The organism is Mycobacterium sp. P4_H6, assembly GCF_056400845.1.
The window spans coordinates 53,728-71,683 of sequence record NZ_JBFUKN010000020.1 but is presented as its reverse complement, the minus strand read 5'-3'; the positions used below and the strand labels follow the sequence as shown (position 1 = coordinate 71,683).

General features: G+C 68.2%; 18 protein-coding genes. 8 read left to right on the top strand and 10 right to left on the bottom strand.

From position 1 onward, the window contains the following. Positions 1-6: 6 nt before the first annotated feature. The 4 genes from AC1DTF_RS11025 to AC1DTF_RS11010 all read right to left on the bottom strand — a co-directional run bounded on the left by AC1DTF_RS11025 (position 7) and on the right by AC1DTF_RS11010 (position 3,368). Positions 7-528 (bottom strand): mycothiol transferase, encoded by a 522-nt coding sequence (locus tag AC1DTF_RS11025; protein ID WP_477474099.1) that lies wholly within the window; start codon positions 526-528, stop codon positions 7-9. A 5-nt stretch (positions 529-533) separates the two neighbouring features. Beyond that, on the bottom strand, positions 534-1,541 hold the full coding sequence (locus tag AC1DTF_RS11020; RefSeq protein ID WP_477474089.1) for a hypothetical protein: 1,008 nt from the start codon (positions 1,539-1,541) through the stop codon (positions 534-536). A 33-nt stretch (positions 1,542-1,574) separates the two neighbouring features. Further along, entirely contained in the window at positions 1,575-2,852 is a 1,278-nt protein-coding gene (locus AC1DTF_RS11015) for a hypothetical protein (RefSeq protein ID WP_477474088.1), read from the bottom strand. 132 nt (positions 2,853-2,984) lie between these two features. Then, the gene (locus tag AC1DTF_RS11010) at positions 2,985-3,368 is read right to left on the bottom strand and encodes a VOC family protein (RefSeq protein ID WP_477474087.1); all 384 of its coding nucleotides are present in this window, start codon (positions 3,366-3,368) and stop codon (positions 2,985-2,987) included. Between the two features lie 22 nt (positions 3,369-3,390). Between AC1DTF_RS11010 and AC1DTF_RS11005 the strand changes: the two genes are divergently transcribed. Together AC1DTF_RS11005 and AC1DTF_RS11000 are read left to right on the top strand one after the other, a co-directional pair. Next, positions 3,391-5,115 (top strand): N-acyl-D-amino-acid deacylase family protein, encoded by a 1,725-nt coding sequence (locus tag AC1DTF_RS11005; RefSeq protein WP_477474086.1) that lies wholly within the window; start codon positions 3,391-3,393, stop codon positions 5,113-5,115. Then, complete coding sequence (locus AC1DTF_RS11000; protein WP_057170168.1) at positions 5,112-5,666, top strand: carboxymuconolactone decarboxylase family protein; 555 nt, start codon at positions 5,112-5,114, stop codon at positions 5,664-5,666. The genes AC1DTF_RS11005 and AC1DTF_RS11000 overlap by 4 nt, the downstream gene beginning before the upstream one ends. Here the strand turns inward: AC1DTF_RS11000 and AC1DTF_RS10995 are convergent. Next, positions 5,655-6,479 (bottom strand): SDR family NAD(P)-dependent oxidoreductase, encoded by an 825-nt coding sequence (locus AC1DTF_RS10995; RefSeq protein WP_477474085.1) that lies wholly within the window; start codon positions 6,477-6,479, stop codon positions 5,655-5,657. The genes AC1DTF_RS11000 and AC1DTF_RS10995 overlap by 12 nt on opposite strands. 57 nt (positions 6,480-6,536) lie before the next feature. Between AC1DTF_RS10995 and AC1DTF_RS10990 the strand changes: the two genes are divergently transcribed. Together AC1DTF_RS10990 and AC1DTF_RS10985 are read left to right on the top strand one after the other, a co-directional pair. Further along, on the top strand, positions 6,537-6,911 hold the full coding sequence (locus AC1DTF_RS10990) for a pyridoxamine 5'-phosphate oxidase family protein (RefSeq protein WP_477474084.1): 375 nt from the start codon (positions 6,537-6,539) through the stop codon (positions 6,909-6,911). Positions 6,912-6,988: 77 nt separating this feature from the next. Further along, complete coding sequence (locus AC1DTF_RS10985; protein WP_477474083.1) at positions 6,989-7,819, top strand: DUF559 domain-containing protein; 831 nt, start codon at positions 6,989-6,991, stop codon at positions 7,817-7,819. 117 nt (positions 7,820-7,936) lie between these two features. Here AC1DTF_RS10985 and groL read toward each other — a convergent pair whose 3' ends face one another. Further along, positions 7,937-9,562: a chaperonin GroEL gene (gene groL, locus AC1DTF_RS10980; RefSeq protein WP_057170172.1), complete on the bottom strand. Its 1,626-nt coding sequence runs from the start codon at positions 9,560-9,562 to the stop codon at positions 7,937-7,939. Between the two features lie 180 nt (positions 9,563-9,742). Beyond that, complete coding sequence (locus tag AC1DTF_RS10975; RefSeq protein ID WP_477474082.1) at positions 9,743-10,282, bottom strand: TetR/AcrR family transcriptional regulator; 540 nt, start codon at positions 10,280-10,282, stop codon at positions 9,743-9,745. A gap of 88 nt (positions 10,283-10,370) precedes the next feature. On the opposite strand from AC1DTF_RS10975, the gene AC1DTF_RS10970 reads away from it, so the two are divergent. Both AC1DTF_RS10970 and AC1DTF_RS10965 read left to right on the top strand, forming a co-directional pair. After that, positions 10,371-11,267: an SDR family NAD(P)-dependent oxidoreductase gene (locus tag AC1DTF_RS10970; RefSeq protein WP_477474081.1), complete on the top strand. Its 897-nt coding sequence runs from the start codon at positions 10,371-10,373 to the stop codon at positions 11,265-11,267. An 87-nt stretch (positions 11,268-11,354) separates the two neighbouring features. Further along, positions 11,355-13,067 (top strand): DEAD/DEAH box helicase, encoded by a 1,713-nt coding sequence (locus AC1DTF_RS10965; RefSeq protein ID WP_057170175.1) that lies wholly within the window; start codon positions 11,355-11,357, stop codon positions 13,065-13,067. On the opposite strand, the gene AC1DTF_RS10960 is transcribed toward AC1DTF_RS10965, so the two are convergent. The 3 genes from AC1DTF_RS10960 to AC1DTF_RS10950 are packed head-to-tail and all read right to left on the bottom strand — an operon-like array spanning position 13,064 to position 15,762. Then, entirely contained in the window at positions 13,064-13,879 is an 816-nt protein-coding gene (locus AC1DTF_RS10960; protein WP_057170176.1) for an HAD-IIA family hydrolase, read from the bottom strand. The two genes, AC1DTF_RS10965 and AC1DTF_RS10960, sit on opposite strands and share 4 nt — an antisense overlap. Positions 13,880-13,888: 9 nt before the next feature. Beyond that, on the bottom strand, positions 13,889-15,271 hold the full coding sequence (locus AC1DTF_RS10955; RefSeq protein WP_477474080.1) for a PH domain-containing protein: 1,383 nt from the start codon (positions 15,269-15,271) through the stop codon (positions 13,889-13,891). Then, entirely contained in the window at positions 15,268-15,762 is a 495-nt protein-coding gene (locus AC1DTF_RS10950) for a PH domain-containing protein (protein ID WP_477474079.1), read from the bottom strand. Before AC1DTF_RS10950 ends, AC1DTF_RS10955 begins: the two co-directional genes overlap by 4 nt. A gap of 38 nt (positions 15,763-15,800) precedes the next feature. Between AC1DTF_RS10950 and AC1DTF_RS10945 the strand changes: the two genes are divergently transcribed. After that, a complete protein-coding gene (locus AC1DTF_RS10945) occupies positions 15,801-16,724 on the top strand; it encodes an SDR family NAD(P)-dependent oxidoreductase (RefSeq protein ID WP_057170178.1) in 924 nt (307 codons plus the stop codon). Beyond that, on the top strand, positions 16,724-17,926 hold the full coding sequence (gene moeA / locus AC1DTF_RS10940) for a molybdopterin molybdotransferase MoeA (RefSeq protein ID WP_477474078.1): 1,203 nt from the start codon (positions 16,724-16,726) through the stop codon (positions 17,924-17,926). Before AC1DTF_RS10945 ends, moeA begins: the two co-directional genes overlap by 1 nt. The last annotated feature ends 30 nt before the right edge of the window (positions 17,927-17,956 follow it).

The window sequence follows — 17,956 nt, the reverse complement described above, 5'->3', positions numbered from 1 at the left end:
CACCTGTCAAGTCGAGGCCAGGGTGCCTTTGACGTACTGGGCCTGACCAAGGTGCTGCGCCGCGTCGTCCACGATGCTGACCAGCCGGGCAGCGGCCGTCACCGGCGGGTCCCAGTTGTCATCGACGACGCGCTCCAACTCGGCGTCATCGATGGACGCGATGTACTCCAACGTCACCTTGTGCACCGCGTGGGCGTACCCGGCCAGCAGGTCAGCAGGGGCCCGGACCTTGGCGACCTGGGCGGGGGTGTGCCCGTAACCCATGTCGTTGCCCGGCAGGTCCAGCCCGAAGCGTTCCCGCCACCCGTCCCGGATCCACACCTGCTCGGTGCCGGCGATATCGGCGAGCTGCACATCGTGCTGCCGGGCGCTGTGCCAGATCAGCCACGCGACGCTGTTCGCACCGGCCACCGGCTGCCACCACGACACCTCATCGGTGAGCCCTTCGGTCAGCGCGTCGACGTGCTCGACGAGTCTGGTGAAGGAGTCCCGGAGCAGTTCCTTGGCTGCATCACTCATGGCCGCCAAGGTACTCACTGCGCCGCGAGTGCGTATTCGACATCGTCGGTGACGCTGCCGCGACACCCGGCGCCGAAGGTCGCCACCCGTTGGCCGGACACCGTGCGCAACGGTGCCGCGGTCCCGTCGGGCTTGAGGGTTTCCACGACCTCGGCGACACCGGTGCCACCGGCAGCGCAGGGCTCACTCACCCCGGCGGTTCGGCGGCCGAACCCGTTGCCGTCGAACTGAAGCACCGAGAAGTCCTCGGGCGCTTTGCTGTTCACCGATGTGGTGACGCATCTGGTCTCGGTGCGCAGACAATGCGTGGCCACCTGATGGTTCGCCACCTGCGCGGCACCCGGCCGTCCACGCGGCGTGCGCGTCAGCGTGTATGCGCCGGTGAAGCCCGCCGCCGCGGAGGCGATGCGGGCCGGTTGCTTCGCCGGGTCGGGGACCGGGACACCGCCAAGGGTTTCCTCGCTCCTGGTCATGATCGGCCGGTGCACTTCGATGTACGGGCAATCGCCGGCACCCACCAGCGTCACCGTCGGCGTCAACGTGCCCGCGGCATCGACCGCGATGTCCCAGATCGACCACCCGGGCGCGCTGTAGGTCACCCCGTCCGCGCCCGTACAGGACGGACCGCTCTCCACGCTCCACACCATCGTCCAGTGTCCGTCGGCGTAATCGGCGACGCGCACGGCCGCCAGCGGGGTCTGCGGTTTCGCCGGGTCGGGGATGCCGCCGCCGGTGGCGACGCACCCATCGTCATCGCACGCGGTGCGGAAGGCCCAGCCGTTCTTCTCGCGCCGCAGATCGTCGACGGCGACTCCGTTGCGGGTCCCCGAGCCGGTCCACTCGATCACGTAGAGGCCATCCAGCGTGACCGCCGGCGGCGTGAACGCGGGTGTCGGACGGCTCGTCGTCTCACCGACCGTCGTACTCGGCGCGCTCGCACCGTCCTGCGCGGGTGCGCACCCCGCGAGCACCACCACCGCGGATACCGCTGCCATCAGGGCTGATCCGTTCACGACGCCCATCAAACCACGTTAGGACGATCGTTCTAGGGCGTTTCAGGCAGCGGCGGCGGTGTCATTGTCGGTGCTGTTGTCCGCCGGGCTGTCGGTGTCGGTGTCCGTGTCGGTGTCAGCGGTGGGTTCCGTCTCATCGGACTGCTCGTCCGCCTCGGTATCGGTCTCGGCCAGGTCGGTGTTGTCTTCGTCGTCGACGGTGATCTCTTCCTCGTCGGCCGGGATCTCGTCGACGACGACCTGCTCCTCGTCCTCGGAATCCACCAATTCTTGGTCGTCAGAGAAGGTTTCGTTCCCGGTCTCGTCGTCCTGCTCATCGATCACCCCGCCGGTCGTGGCAGGCCCCGGGTCGGACGGCGCAACGGGATCGACGGACTCCACAGGCACGTCCACGGTGACCACTGCGGGATCGCCACCGGGTACGTCCGACACCCGAGCGGTCGCCAGGACCGACCCCGACTCATCAGCCGCCGCCGTGGCGAACGGCGTGGGTGTGACCGGGGCGGGTAGCAGCGCATCGAGTAGATCGCCCCACCCGTCCACCAGGTCGTCGTACACGTTCTGCACGCCGGCTCCGATGGGGTCCGGCAGGAGCACGAGCGAGGCGACCAGGTTTCTGGTCACAATTCCTAGCAGCCCCGCATTCGGGTCCAGCACATTGCGCATCAAAGTGCTGAGCAGACCCGGGATCTCGCTGGGGTTCCGGATCGCCGATTCCAGCGCCGCCTCTACTTCGTAGGCCTGGTACCCGAGCCAGGTGAGCGCCTCGGCGATCAGATTGGTCGGTGTGTTGATCAGGTACCGGGTCGCCAGCAGCACACGGCCGATGGTCGTCGCGTTGAAAGCATCAATCGCCCCCTTACCCGGGAACGGGTTCGGCAGTCCCGCGAACAGGGAGTTGACGGAGTTGATCGTCCCTTCGATCGCGTCCATTGCCCAGTCGCCGATAGGAGCGGGCAGGACATACGCGATGTAGTAGATGCCGGTGGCGACGCGGTATGGATAGGCGCTGAGTCCCGAATTGGTGCTCAGGTACAGCTGAGCCAGATAGCTGAGAACGTTGTCTGCCAGGTCCGGATCTTGTATCGACGTCACCAACGCGTTGATCGCGTTGTATGGCACCGACGTGACGGCCAGGAGCGGCGATCGGATCGCTTCGGAAACTCCGTTCACCGCGACCCCGGCGTTGTAGAGCACATCCGTCACGAACGACACCGGCAGCACCGCCTCGCTGCTGATCGCCGGCGCGGCCTCTTGTATGGGCGGCACCCACACCGGAGCCGCGGCGGTGACGAGCCCGGCCGCCAAGACCGCCGACATCAATTTTGTGTGCGCACGCACAGTAATAGTCATGTCATTCCCCCGAATGTGACTGTGCCGACCCCCTGTCGGCGCGCACAGACTAAGTAGCGACGTGACGCGGCGCTGTGAGTATTTCGCTACTCGACTTCGTTACTGTGCCGCCCCGTGGAAGACCGCCTCCACGTTGTTGCCGTCCGGGTCCCGGACGAACGCCCCGAAGTAGCCGGGGTGATATTCGGGCCACAGCCGCGGGGCGTGCAACGACTCCGCGCCCAGTTCCACCGCGGCGTCGTAGAACGCCTGCACCGCGTCGGTGTCGGYCGCCTGGAACGCGAAATGCGTCTCACGGTTCGGACCCGTCGCCTCCCCGGCGTTCAGATCGGCGATCCAGAAGTCCGGTTTGCCGTCGACGCCGTAGCCGATGGCGACCTGGTAATCCATCTGCCGGGTGAACCCCAGTACGCCGAGGACCTTGTCGTAGAAAGCCTTCGACCGCTCCCAATCCGCACAGTTGATTCCGAAGTGATCTATCACACGGTCACCGTACATTCGGGGTATGACATATGAGCTCGTCATTCGGGGCGGCACCATCGTCGACGGACTCGGCGGCGATCCGTACATCGGGGACGTCGCGATATCCGGCGGGTTGATCGCCGCGGTGGGCACCGTCGACACCGACGGCGACCGCGAGATCGACGCCACCGGACGGCTCGTCACGCCCGGCTTCGTGGACCTGCACACCCACTACGACGGACAGGCCATCTGGAGTGACCGCATGACACCCTCCTCGGCGCACGGCGTGACGACCGCCGTGATGGGCAACTGCGGCGTCGGCTTCGCACCGTGCCGGCCCGAGGATCACGACACGCTCGTCGACGTGATGGCCGGTGTCGAGGACATCCCGGGTGTGGTGATGGTCGACGGCCTGCCATGGACCTGGGAGACCTTCCCCGAGTTCCTCGACGCCCTCGACAGCCGCCGCCGGGACATCGATGTCGCCGCGTTCCTGCCGCACTCCCCGCTGCGGGTGTACGTCATGGGCCGGCGCGGCGTCGACCGCGAGTTGCCCACCGCCGAAGACCTCGCACTGATGCGCAAGCTCGCCGAGGAGGCCGTCCGCGCGGGCGCTGTCGGGTTCGCATCGTCGCGACTGACATTGCACAAAACCGCGGGCGGACAGCCGATTCCGAGTTACGAGGCCGAATACGCCGAGATCGAGGCCATCGCCCGTGGCGTCGACGACGCCGGCGGCGGGCTGCTGCAGTTCGTGCCCGATCTGATGGCCGGTGACTACGAGGGCGCGCTGAAGGCGGTGTTCGACGTGGCCTCCGAGGTGGGCCTGCCCGTCACCTTCACCCTGGCCATCGGCAATGCCGGCCCGCCGATCCATCTCGATGCGCTGCGGATGGTGGAGAAGGCCAACGCGGACGGCGGCGACGTGACGGGCCAGATCTTCCCGCGGCCGATCGGGCTGGTGCTCGGTCTGGATCTGTCCGGCAACCCCTTCGTCATGTACCCGTCCTACCGGGAGATCGCCGACCTGCCGCTCGCCGAGCGGGTCGCCGAGATGCGCAAACCTGAAGTCCGCGAACGTATTCTGACCGACGCACCGGCCAGCGACGGGCATCCGCTGATGTTCGCCGCCCAGGCCTGGGACTACATGTACCCGCTCGGCGACCCACCGAATTATGAACCCGCGGCCGAGGATTCGATCGGCGCGCGCGCCCGTGCCCGCGACGTCAGCCCGTTGGAGGAAGCGTACGACCGTCTGCTCGACGACGACGGTCACGCCATGCTGTTGGTCACGCTGGCCAATTTCCGGGACCACTCACTGGACACCGTGGCCGAGCTTATCCAGCGCGATGACGTCGTGCTGGGACTCGGCGACGGTGGCGCGCACTACGGGATGATCTGTGACGCAAGCTTTCCCACCTACATGCTGACGCACTGGGTGCGGGACCGACCGTCGGGGCGACTGCCCCTGGCCCGGGTGATCAAGGAGCTGACCTCGGTGCCGGCGCGGATCGTCGGGATGGCGGACCGCGGACAGCTGACCGCCGGCTACAAGGCCGACCTCAACATCATCGACGCGGCCGCCATGCGGCTGCACCAGCCGACGGTGAAGGCCGACCTGCCCGCCGGGGGACGCCGACTCGATCAGCGTGCCGACGGCTATGTCGCCACCATCGTGTCCGGGGAGATCATTGCCGAGAACGGGGTGCCCACCGAGGCCCGGCCGGGCCGGCTGGTGCGCGGGCGCCAGGCAGCGCCGACCTCATGAGCCGGGTCGCACCGCTGCCTCCCCCGTGGAGTGACGAGGACACCGCCGGCATCTCCAGCTGGGGCCATCCCGACCGCACGTATGAACCGTTGCTGCTGGTGCGGGTGCTGCAGCGTCACCCCGCGCTGGCCGCCAAGCTGCGCAAGCTCGGCGAGGCGCTCTACGTCGACGCGCTGCTGCCGCCGCGGGTGCGCACCATCGCGATCTTGCGGATCTGCGCGCTGGTCGGCTGCGGTTACGAGTGGGGCGGCCAAGCGGCGTTCTGGGGTCCGATCGCCGGGGTGTCCGATGCCGAGTGCGACGCGCTGGTCACCGGCACGCCGGTCGAGTGGTCGGCCGATGAGCGCGTGCTGATCGCGGCCGTCGACGAGCTCGAAGGATCTGGCTCGTGGTCGACAGCAACCTGGAAAGCACTGGGAGACAGCCTCTCCGAGGAACAGCGGTTGGAGCTGCTGATCGCCGTGGGGTGGTATCGGACCATCTGCACCCTGTGCAACGGGCTGGATCTGCCCGTCGAGGGCTGGATGCGGCCCTGGCCGTCAGCCGGCTGAGGCGGCGGGCTTCAGCGCGGGATGCTGCTTGGCCAGCACGGGCAGCAGCAGCCGCTTCGGGATCAGCTGGAAGAGCCGGGTGGACACCTGGTTTGCCAGGCCCGGGATGACGCTGCCACGGTCGGCGGCCAGCGCGTCGATCCCGGCCTTGGCCACCTGACGGGCGGGCACCCACATGAATTTCGGGAATGCGTCCGCGAATTCGCGCTCGTCCATCCCGGCGGCCGCGATGAACTCGGTGCGCACCGGGCCGGGGTTCAGCGTCGCCACGGTGACGCCGGTGCCGGCCAGCTCGGCCCGCAGTCCGTCGGTGTAGGAGCGCACGAACGCCTTGGTCGCCGCGTAGCCGGCCTGCCCGGGGAAGGGATGGAAACCGGCGGTGGAGCCGACGTTGAGGATGGCACCGCGACCACGCGGGACCATCAGCTGCACGGCGCGCGTCGTCAGGTCGATGACGGCCTCCACGTTCACCCGGATCTGGGCGATCTCTTGGGCCACGTCCGCGTCCTTGACCGCGCCCATGGTGCCGATACCGGCGTTGTTGACCAGGATGTCGGCTTGCAGTCCGCGTCGCTCGACCTCGTCGAACAGGCCGGCGCGGGCGTCGGGATCGGACACGTCGCAGGCGATGACCTCGACACGTACCGATCCGGACAGTTCGGCGGCCAGCTCGCGCAGCTTGTCCTCACGCCGCGCGACCAGGGTGACCCCGTATCCGCGGGAGACGAGTTCACGGGCGATATCGGCGCCGATCCCCGCGGAGGCTCCGGTGATGACGGCGGTGCTGGCGGGTGACGGAGCGGGAAGCGGCATACTCCACACAATCGCACGACACCCTTCGCTATTCCTGGCGCGCCGTATTCTCGCGTCATGAGCGTCAAGGTGGATCTGGACAAGCTGGCCGAAACCCTGGTCGACTTCCCCTTCGGCTACCTGATCACCGTCGGGGACGATTTCCGTGCGCACACGGTGGCGGTGACACCGGTCTTCGAAGACGGCGCGTTCGTCATCGGGCCACTCGGCGGCACCACCCGGCGCAACGCCGGCGCGCACGAGGCCGTCACCGTGCTGTGGCCGCCCCGGGAACCGACGGGCTATTCGCTGATCGTCGACGGGACCGCCGAGGTCACCGAGGCCGGCGTGCGCCTGACGCCGAGTCGCGCGGTGTTGCACCGCAGCGCCATCGAGCCCGGCGAGGGTACCGATCCCGGAGGTCTGCACGATTGTGTTCCGCTGAAAAGCTGATCAGTACCTGGCCGAGTTATCCACAGGTTGGCATCTGGGGCTGTCGTTCACCACTTTTCGTGAGCTGCAATTGATCGGTGGCAGGGATTGCGCACGTTCTCGCGGCGAACGGCGGCGTGGTGTCCGCCGCGCAGCTGCGTACCGCCGGGGTATCACCGTCGCAAATCACAAGGCAGGGTTGGCTGCAGGTTCGGCGCGGCTGGTACGCCAGTCAATCTGCCGACCCGCAGGTCGTCCGCGCGGTCTCAGCCGGGGGTGTCCTGACGTGCGTCTCGGCGCTGCGCCTACGCCGCGTCTGGGTTCCCGATTCCGCCCTGCACATCCGGTACTCCTCCCGGGCACGCCGGACCCGTGCGGGAGTCAGGTCCTGCCATCCGTATCGACTGGACCCGCCCATCGTCGGTGCCGTCGATCCCGCGGACATCGCGGTCGCGTCGGCGGCGAACTGCCTCGATGCCGAGGGCGTCGTCGTGGTGCTGGACTCGATGCTGAACAAGCACATGATCGAGATGGCGGATGCCCGCGCGATTGTGGCGGCGTCACGTTTCGCCCATCTGAACCTCGCCGGACGATGCGACGGCAAGAGCGAGTCCGGCACCGAGACGGTCATCCGGTTGCGGCTTCGAGCCCTGGGAATCGGATTACGGTCCCAAGTGGACGTACCGGGAGTGGGCCGAGTCGACTTTCTCGTGGGCGATCGGCTCATCATCGAAGCCGACAGCCGTGAGCACCACCTCCCCAGATATCAGACCGACCGGACGCGGGACCGAGTGGCCGCAGGCTTGGGGTTCTTGGTGATTCGACTGACCTATGAGGATGTTGTCTATCGCTGGGACGTTGTCGTCGCCGACATTCTGTCCGTCATCCGCCGGCGCGCACATCGCGGGCCGATCGCAATGTCACTCTGACAGCGCCGCGGTGGATATATAGGCATGACGCCGCTGTCAGAGTGACATTGCGTCAGCACAAGGACACGAAAAAGCCCCGGCACGCGAGCGCACCGGGGCTTTTCTCGTGAAAGGGACTTAGAAGTCCATACCGCCCATGCCACCGGTCGGGTCGCCCGCGGGAGCGGACGCCTTCTCCGGCTTGTCGGCGACGACGGCCTCGGTGGTGAGGAACAGCGCCGCGATGGACGCCGCGTTCTGCAGCGCCGAGCGGGTGACCTTGACCGGGTCGGCAACGCCGGCGGCCAGCAGGTCCTCGTACACGTTGGTCGCGGCGTTCAGGCCGTGACCGTCGGGCAGGTTCGACACCTTCTCGGCGACGACACCGGGCTCCAGACCACCGTTGAAGGCGATCTGCTTGAGCGGAGCCGACAGCGCGACACGCACGATGTTGGCACCGGTGGCCTCGTCACCCTCGAGCTTCAGCTCGTCGAGCGCCGGAGCCGACTGCAGCAGAGCCACGCCGCCACCGGCGACGATGCCCTCTTCGACGGCAGCCTTCGCGTTGCGGACGGCGTCCTCGATGCGGTGCTTGCGCTCCTTGAGCTCCACCTCGGTGGCAGCTCCGGCCTTGATGACTGCAACGCCGCCGGCCAGCTTGGCCAGGCGCTCCTGCAGCTTCTCGCGGTCGTAGTCGGAGTCACTGTTCTCGATCTCGGCACGGATCTGGGCCACGCGACCGGCGATGGCATCGGAGTCGCCCGAGCCCTCGACGATGGTGGTCTCGTCCTTGGTGATGACGACCTTGCGGGCGGTGCCCAGCAGGGCGATGTCCGCGGTCTCCAGGGAGAGGCCGACCTCTTCGCTGACAACCTGGCCACCGGTCAGGATCGCGATGTCCTGCAGCATGGCCTTGCGGCGGTCACCGAAGCCCGGGGCCTTGACGGCGACGGACTTGAAGGTGCCACGGATCTTGTTGACCACCAGGGTCGACAGGGCTTCGCCTTCGACGTCCTCGGCGATGATCAGCAACGGCTTGCCGGACTGGATGACCTTCTCCAGCAGGGGCAGCAGGTCCTTGACGGTCGAGACCTTGGAGCTGACCAGCAGGATGTAGGGATCCTCCAGGACGGCTTCCTGGCGCTCGGCGTCGGTCACGAAGTAACCCGAGATGTAGCCCTTGTCGAAGCGCATACCCTCGGTGAGCTCGAGCTGCAGGCCGAAGGTGTTGGACTCCTCGACGGTGATGACACCCTCGTTGCCGACCTTGTCCAGCGCCTCGGCGATCAGGTCACCGATGGACTGGTCACCGGCGGAGATACCGGCGGTGGCAGCGATCTGCTCCTTGGTCTCGACCTCTTTGGCGGTCGAGAGCAGGCGCTCGGTGACGGCCGCGACGGCCTTCTCGATGCCGCGCTTCAGGCCGAGCGGGTTGGCGCCGGCCGCGACGTTGCGCAGACCTTCGCGAACCAGTGCCTGGGCCAGCACGGTGGCGGTGGTGGTGCCGTCGCCTGCGACGTCATCGGTCTTCTTGGCGACCTCTTTGACCAGCTCAGCGCCGATCTTCTCGTACGGGTCCTCCAGCTCGATCTCCTTGGCGATGGACACACCATCGTTGGTGATCGTGGGGGCGCCCCACTTCTTTTCCAGGACGACGTTGCGACCCTTGGGGCCGAGCGTCACCTTTACGGCGTCAGCGAGGGCATTGAGGCCCCGCTCGAGGCCGCGGCGGGCCTCTTCGTCATACGCAATTGTCTTGGCCATTGCGAGGTGATTCCTCCGGTTGGGAATTGCACGTCTTTTTTTGGTCGGGTTCAGTGCCCGCGACGGACGGCGTGGGTGTGCTCCCTGCCTCACCGGCCCGACCTAGCACTCACAGATCGAGAGTGCCAACGTCATTTTTAGCACTCTCCCATGGCGAGTGCAAGGTTGGTTAGCCCCTGTTCACTTGCCGCGTAGCCCGTCGAACACGACGGCCAAACCCGTTTYGGCGACCGCCGAGTTGTAGGCCTGCATCGCCTGCAGACCCACCACGAGCCCTTTGACCTCCGGCACCGTGACATCGGCGCGCACGGTTCCGGCGGCCTGGCCGGCGGCCAGCAGGTCCCCGACCATGCCGAGGAACTCGGCTTCGGCCTCGGGCACCGCACGGTTGACGTCGAGCCCGGCACCGGCGAAGGCCTCGACCAGTCCGCGGTCGGTGGCGCCCCAGTCGAGCACCATGGCTCTCATCAACGTGAAGATCGCTCCGGCCGGATCCGAATCGAGCAGTGCGCGTCCTTCGTCGACGATGTGCCGCATCCGGTCCTCGATCACCGCCCGGAACAGATCCTCCTTGGCCGGGAAATGGCGGTAGACGGTTCCGGCGCCGACGCCGGCGCGCCGGGCGATCTCATCGATGGGCACCCCGAGGCCGTCGGCGGCGAAGGTGTCATAGGCCACCTCGAGCACCCGGGCGCGGTTCCGTGCCGCATCGGCGCGCATCGTTTTCGACCTCCCGGGAACTAAACAAAGCGGGGCGTGCGTTCCGTCTATACGGAACGACTCCTCCACTTCTGACAGGATATCCCTCATGACCACATGGACCACCGCCGACATTCCGGACCAGACCGGCCGCACGGCCATCATCACCGGTGCCAACACCGGGCTGGGCTTCGAGACCGCCAAGGCGCTGGCCGCCAAGGGCGCCGACGTCGTCATCGCGGTGCGCGACGCCGCCAAGGGCAAACAGGCCGCCGCGCAGATGTCCGGGAATGTGACGGTCCAGGAACTCGACCTGACCTCGCTGGCCTCCATCCGCGAGGCCGCCGAGGCGCTGAAGGGCGGTCACGACAAGATCGACCTGCTGATCAACAACGCCGGCGTGATGACCACGCCGAAGGGCACCACCAAGGACGGTTTCGAGCTGCAGTTCGGCACCAACCATCTGGGCCACTTCGCGCTCACCGGGTTATTGCTCGACGCCATCCTCGATGTGGACGGCGCCCGCATCGTCACGGTCAGCAGCAACGGCCACAAGATGGGCGGCGCCATCCACTTCGACGACCTGCAGTGGGAACGCTCCTACAGCCGGATGGGCGCCTACACGCAGTCGAAGCTGGCCAACCTGCTGTTCACCTACGAACTGCAGCGCCGCCTCGCCCCGCGCGGCAGGACCATCGCCCTGGCCGCCCACCCGGGCACGTCCACCACCGAGCTGGCACGCAACGTCCCCAAGCCGGTGGAACGTGCCTTCCAGCTCGTCGCGCCGCTGATCGCGCAGAGCCCGGCGGGCGGGGCGCTACCCTCACTGCGGGCGGCCACCGACCCCGGCGCGCTCGGCGGCCAGTACTACGGCCCCGACGGCATCGGCCAGCAGAAGGGCAACCCGGTCGTGGTGGCCAGCAGCGCGCAGTCCTACGATCTGGACCTGCAGCGCCGGCTGTGGGCGGTCTCCGAGGAGCTCACCGGCGTCAATTTCGGGGTCTGATCCACCGGATCAGCGACACGTCTCCTGCGGATATGCGAACACGGAACCCATTGCCCTAGACTGCCCTTCGACCAGATAGGAGTCCGGGTGCGGGCATACGAAGCGCCCAGCACCCAGGCTTTGCGGGGCTGGCAGCGCCGGGCGTTGGTGAAGTATCTCGCCGCCAGGCCGAAGGACTTCCTGGCTGTCGCGACGCCGGGTGCCGGTAAGACCACCTTTGCGTTGCGCATCGCCGCGGAGTTGCTCGGTGACGGCACCGTCACGCAGGTCGTGGTGGTGGTGCCCACCGAGCATCTCAAGACCCAGTGGGCCCAGGCGGCCGCCCGGTTCGGGATGGCGCTGGACCCCAAGTTCAGCAACTCGGCGGCACAGACCTCCAGCGACTATCACGGGATCGTCGTCACCTACGCCCAGGTGGCCAGCCACCCGACCCGGCACCGGGTGCGCACCGAGAACTACAAGACGCTGGTCATCTTCGACGAGATCCACCACGGCGGAGATGCCAAGACGTGGGGCGACGCCATCCGGGAGGCCTACGACGACGCGACGCGGCGCCTCGCGCTGACCGGGACGCCGTTCCGCTCGGATGACAGCCCCATCCCGTTCGTCACCTATGAGACCGACGGGGCGGGATTCCAGCGTTCCAAGGCCGACCACGTCTACGGCTACGCCGACGCCCTTGCCGACAGCGTGGTGCGACCCGTGGTGTTCATGGCCTACTCCGGTGAGGCCCGCTGGCGCGACAGCGCCGGCGAGGAACATGCCGCACGCCTCGGCGAACCGCTGAACGCCGAGCAGACCGCGCGGGCCTGGCGCACTGCGCTCAACCCCGAGGGCCAGTGGATGCCCGCGGTCATCGCCGCCGCCCACAAGCGGCTGATGCAGAAGCGCGAGCATGTGCCCGATGCCGGCGGCATGATCATCGCCACCGACCAGACCACCGCGCGCGCGTACGCGAAGCTGCTGACCACGATCACCGGCACCAACCCGACCGTGGTGCTCTCCGATGATCCGACGGCCTCGAAGCGCATCTCGGAGTTCTCCGACTCGTCGGAGCCCTGGATGGTTGCGGTGCGCATGGTGTCCGAGGGTGTGGACGTGCCCCGGCTGGCGGTCGGCGTGTACGCCACCAGTGCGTCGACGCCGCTGTTCTTCGCCCAGGCCATCGGGCGTTTCGTGCGCAGCAGGCAGGCGGGCGAGACGGCCAGCATCTTCCTGCCCTCGGTGCCCAACCTGCTGCAACTGGCCAGCGAGCTGGAAGCCCAGCGCAACCACGTGCTGGGCAAACCGCACCGTGAATCCGACGGCCTGGACGACGAGCTGATCGAGGACGCGAACAAGACCAAGGACGAGAAGACCGATCAGGACCGGGGTTTCGAGTCCCTGGGCGCCGACGCCGAACTGGACCAGGTCATCTTCGACGGGTCGTCGTTCGGCACCGCGGCCGCGGCCGGAAGTGACGAGGAGGCCGACTATCTCGGCATTCCCGGGCTGCTCGACGCCGGCCAGATGCGCGATCTGCTGAGCCGCCGCCAGGACGAGCAGTTGCAGAAGCGGACCGCCGCGGCGGGCGCGGCCGGGCTGCCCGCCCCGCGCACCACGCACGGCCAGCTCCAGGAACTCCGGCGCGAGCTGAACACCCTGGTGTCGATAGCGCATCACCGCACCGGCAAGACGCACGGGCAGATCCACAACGAGCTACGCCAGATCTGCGGCGGCCCACCGCTGGCGGCGGCCTCCGGCGAGCAGATCAAGGCGCGCATCGACGCGGTGCGCAGCCTGAGTGCGTCGCAGCGCTAAAGCCCCAACAACTCCGGCAGATCGGCCACCGAGTCGATGACGTGGCCGGGCTGCATGGCGAATTCGTCTGCGGCCCAACGATCCAACGTGTCCTGGCGGAACTTCCCGGTGCGCACCAGCACGCCCGTCATGCCGACCACCTGACCGGCCAGCACATCGTTGTTCAGGTCGTCACCGACCATGTACATCTCGTCGGCATCCACCCCGAGCCGTCCGGCGGCGGACAGGAATCCTTCGGGGGCGGGCTTGCCGACGGCGGTCGCCTTGCGCCCCGAGCACTCCTCCATACCGTGCAGGTACATCCCGGTGTCGATGCGCAATCCGTCGGTGGTGGTCCACGACATGCTGCGGTGCATGGCGACCACCGGCACGCCCTGGGCCATCCAGTCGTACACCCAGGACAGGGTGAGGTGGCTGTACTCCGGGCCGGCTCCGCCGAGCAGCACCACATCGGGGGTCTCCGGGGCGCTGTGTCCGCTGCAGTCACTGGAGTAGACGATGTCGATGCCCGGCATGTCCTCGGCGATCTGGCCGCTGTTGACCAGAAAACATCGCGCCCCCGGATACCGGTCCCGGACGTAGTCGGCCGTCAGCGCGGCGGCGGTGATCACCTCGTCGGGGCTCACCGACATCCCCGCGGTGCTCAGCAGGTCGGCGATCTGGGTGCGGGTGCGGGTGGTGGTGTTGGTCAGGTAGGACCGGGCAATCTGGTTGTCCGCCAGCACCTGCAGCGTCCGGGCGGCACCGTCGATCGGCTGCCACGAGGTCACCAGCACCCCGTCGATATCGAAAAGCACTCCACCGATTGCCATGCAGCGAGACTAGGCGCACCACACGCTGTCTGCGACCCACGGGGAGGCCGTCGCCGCCACCGTCCATGCCATCTCGGCCGGCACATCGATCAGCACATAGCGTTTGGTACCCGCGGCGGTGGCCGCCACCAGGGTCGCCACCCCGGCGCGACGCTGAAACCAGGTCTGGCGCACGGTCCACCCGATGATGCCCGCGGTCTGCACGCAGTCCCGCCGTCGTTCGACGCTGCCGGCGCGGRTCACCAGCCACTGTCCGTCCACCCGGTGACCCAGCGCACACACCCGGTCCACCGCCAGGCCCGCACACGCCACGAGAAGCACACCCCAGAGCCCCCAGGCCCACCCCGGCACCGCGAGCAACGGCAGCACCACCGCGACACCCACCGGAACCAACAACGCCCTGACCCACCGCCGCCGCACCGCGGCGGGCCCATGCGCCACCAACGGACCGGCGACCACGTCGGCGTTTCCGACCAGTTCGCTCAGCACGCCCCGCGCGGTGCCGACCGGGCAGGCCGGCAGCAGCAGCGACGACTCCCCCGCTCCCGCCACGCCGGTCATCACGGCGTCCAACCGGGCCCCGCCCAGCGCGCGCACCAGCAGCGGCTCGCGCAGTGTGCCGCCGCGCAGGCGGCGCAGGTCATAGGTGTGTTCCCGGACCTTCAGCAGCCCGTGCACCAGATTCAGCGTGTCGGCACGACGGGTGAGCGCCAGGTTCCCGTAGGTCAGCAGCGATCGCCCGACCGCCAACACCACCCCGGCCAGCACCGCGCCGACGATCAGCCAGGGACCGCCGAACAGCAGCACCCACTGCTGCAGCACATCACCGAGTCCCGCCTGGTACGCCACGCCCAGCGCGGCACCGATCATCAGCAGTCCCGACCAGCTCAGCGGGCTGTAGCGCAGCCATGACGGCGCCCAGGACGCCAACGGCTCGCCCGCGGGGGCATCGTCGCGTTGCTCGCCCAGTAATACCGCCCGCAGCCCGGCGACCTGATCGGAGCGCACCGCATCGAGCTCGAAAGCGTTGTCGCCCTTGGCCTCCTGTCCGGTGGAGACGCGCAGCACGGTCAACCCGAGCAGTCGGTGCAGCAGCCGCGCCTCGGTCTGCACCGAACGGATCCGGTTGCGCGGCACCGACAGTTCATTACGCTGCAGCAGCCCGGTGCGCAGCATGATGTCGCGTTCGTCGATCCGATAACTGGTGGTGAACCATCTGGCCAATCCCAGCATCACGATGACGCCGACGCCGACCAGCGACCACACCGGATTCTGGGTGGCCGACCCCAGCACGATCGCCCCGATCAGCAACGGCAGCTGGTTGAGCACTTCGTGCACCGGGTGGACCAACAGCATGCGCGGCGAAAGACGTTGCCAGACCGCACTACTCATGTCGCATCGTGGCCGCCGAGGGTGGCGATGTCGGTCAGCTGGGCGACCACCTGGTCGGCGACGGACGCGTCGAGGGCCACGATGCGCACCGCCCCCGCCGAGGACGCCGTTGTCACCGTCACATTGGCCAGGCCGAACAGCCGGTCCAGCGGCCCGCGGTAGGTGTCGACGGTCTGCACCCGCGATATCGGCGCGATACGGCGTTCCTGCACCAGCCATCCGCTGCGGGTGAACACCGCCTGCGGGCTGATCTCCCATCGGTGCACCCGGTAGCGCCAGATCGGAGCGACCACCACCGAGACCAGCGCGCCCACCATGGTGGCGGCCGCGACGCCCACATGCAGCCAGGGCATCCGGCCGTCCAGGACGAACCACACCACCTGGCCCAACGCGACGGCCAGCCATGGAATCGCCGCACCCAGCGCCCACACCAACGGTGCGCTGCGACTGGGTGGATAGGCCGGTTCCCTCATCAGCACGGGTGCACCCATCACTCGAGCATGGCGGTCCGGGACCGTATGTTCTAGGCATGAGCCAGAAATGGACCGAAGCACATGTCCCTGACCAGTCCGGGCGGGTCGCGATCGTCACGGGTTCCAACACCGGCCTCGGCTACGAAACCGCCAGGGTGCTCGCCGACCGCGGCGCCCGGGTCGTCATCGCGGTGCGCGACACCGCCAAGGGTGACCAGGCCGCGGCCAAGATCCGCGCCGCCGTACCCGATGCCGACCTCAAGGTGGTGGCCCTCGACCTGGGGTCACTGGAGTCGGTCCGCACCGCGGCCGCGCAGCTCAAGGCCGACCACCCGCGCATCGATCTGCTGATCAACAACGCCGGCGTGATGTACCCACCGAAGCAGACCACCGCCGACGGTTTCGAATTGCAGTTCGGCACCAACCATCTGGGCCACTTCGCCCTCACCGGACTGTTGTTGGAGAACATTCTGCCCGTGGAGAATTCACGGGTGGTGACGGTCGCCAGCATCGCGCACCGCAATCAGGCCAAGATCGACTTCGACGATCTGCAGTGGGAACGCAAGAAGTACAACCGCGTCGCCGCCTACGGGCAGGCCAAGCTGGCCAACCTGATGTTCAGCTACGACCTGAACCGCCGCCTGGCCGGCAAGAACACCCTGTCGGTGGCAGCCCATCCCGGTGTCTCCAACACCGAACTGATGCGGCACACCCCCGGCAACACCCTGCCCGGTTTCGACACCCTGGCCGGCCTGGTCACCAACTCGCCGCTGGTCGGCGCGCTGGCCACCCTGCGCGCCGCCACCGCCAAGGATGTCCGCGGCGGGCAGTACTACGGACCGGCCTTCCCGATCGCCTCCATGGGAATCGTCGGCCATCCGCATCTGGTGACCTCCAGCGCCCAGTCCCACGACATCGCCATCCAGCAGCGGCTGTGGACRGTGTCCGAGGAACTGACCGGCGTGACGTTCCCGCTCTGATGCGTTCGGTCGAGGAGCACCAGCGGGTCATCGCCGATTTGGTGCAGGCCCGCCCGGCGGTGGTGCTGGCACCCGGGGACGCGCTTGGGCTGGTGCTGGCCACCGACGTGGTCGCCGCGCTGTCGCTGCCCGGTTTCGACAACTCGGCGATGGACGGGTTCGCGGCGCTGGCCACCGACATCGCCGCAGCCACTGCCGAGAACCCGGTGACGCTGCCGGTCACCGATGACATCCCGGCCGGGCGCACCGATACCCAGCCGCTGAAACCCGGTACCGCACAACGCATCATGACCGGGGCGCCGCTGCCGCCGGGGGCCACCACCGTGGTTCCCGTCGAGTCGACGGACGCGGATTTCTCGACCAGCGCCGAACAGGTGCAGATCCGTGCCGCCACCAAAGACGGTCAGCACATCCGGCGCGCCGGCGAGGACGTCGCCGCCGGCACCACGGTGCTGCGGGCCGGCCAGCTGCTCACCCCGGCAGCGCTGGGCCTGGTCGCCGCGCTGGGGCTGGCCGAGGTCAGCGTGCTGCCCCGGCCCCGGGTGCTGGTGATGTCGACGGGAACGGAGCTGGTCGCGCCCGGCACTGCGCTACTGCCCGGCCAGATCTACGAGTCCAACGCGGTGATGCTGGCCGCCGCCGTCCGCGACGCGGGCGCCGAGGTGATCGCCTCGACGATGGTCGGTGACGACGTCGCCGCGTTCCGCGCCGCACTGGAAGCCCACGCCGGGCAGGCCGACCTGATCATCACCACCGGCGGGGTGAGCGCAGGGGCCTACGAGGTGGTCAAGGACGCCTTGGGCGGCGAGGTCGAGTTCACCAAGGTGGCCATGCAGCCCGGCATGCCGCAGGGCTGCGGGCGGGTGGCCGGCGTCCCGATCGTCACGCTGCCCGGCAACCCGGTCAGCGCCCTGGTGTCCTTCGAGGTGTTCCTGCGTCCGCCGCTGCGCGCCGCGATGGGACTGCTTGCCGATCGCCCCCGCATCACCGCCACCCTCGCCGAGGACCTGACCTCCCCGGCCGGCAAACGCCAGTTCCGCCGCGGTGTGCTCACTGGCGACATCGTCACCAGCTACGGACCGCCCGCCTCGCACCACCTGCGCTGGCTGGCCTCGTCGAACTGCCTGCTGGACATCCCCCAGGGTGTCGACAAGGTGGCCGCCGGGTCACAGGTCGACGTGTGGGACCTGTCCAGCCGCTGAAACCCCCGTCCAACGTAGAATCGGGAGCCA

Coding starts and splice junctions, on each gene's coding strand:
- AC1DTF_RS11015 (WP_477474088.1), bottom strand. CDS start 2,852: ATGTCGGCGGTCTTGGCGGCCGGGCTCGTCACCGCCGCGGCTCCGGTG.
- AC1DTF_RS10950 (WP_477474079.1), bottom strand. CDS start 15,762: ATGGGTGCACCCGTGCTGATGAGGGAACCGGCCTATCCACCCAGTCGC.
- AC1DTF_RS10990 (WP_477474084.1), top strand. CDS start 6,537: ATGAGCGTCAAGGTGGATCTGGACAAGCTGGCCGAAACCCTGGTCGAC.
- moeA (WP_477474078.1), top strand. CDS start 16,724: ATGCGTTCGGTCGAGGAGCACCAGCGGGTCATCGCCGATTTGGTGCAG.
- AC1DTF_RS11005 (WP_477474086.1), top strand. CDS start 3,391: ATGACATATGAGCTCGTCATTCGGGGCGGCACCATCGTCGACGGACTC.
- AC1DTF_RS10970 (WP_477474081.1), top strand. CDS start 10,371: ATGACCACATGGACCACCGCCGACATTCCGGACCAGACCGGCCGCACG.
- groL (WP_057170172.1), bottom strand. CDS start 9,562: ATGGCCAAGACAATTGCGTATGACGAAGAGGCCCGCCGCGGCCTCGAG.
- AC1DTF_RS10995 (WP_477474085.1), bottom strand. CDS start 6,479: ATGCCGCTTCCCGCTCCGTCACCCGCCAGCACCGCCGTCATCACCGGA.
- AC1DTF_RS10960 (WP_057170176.1), bottom strand. CDS start 13,879: ATGGCAATCGGTGGAGTGCTTTTCGATATCGACGGGGTGCTGGTGACC.
- AC1DTF_RS11020 (WP_477474089.1), bottom strand. CDS start 1,541: ATGGGCGTCGTGAACGGATCAGCCCTGATGGCAGCGGTATCCGCGGTG.
- AC1DTF_RS11000 (WP_057170168.1), top strand. CDS start 5,112: ATGAGCCGGGTCGCACCGCTGCCTCCCCCGTGGAGTGACGAGGACACC.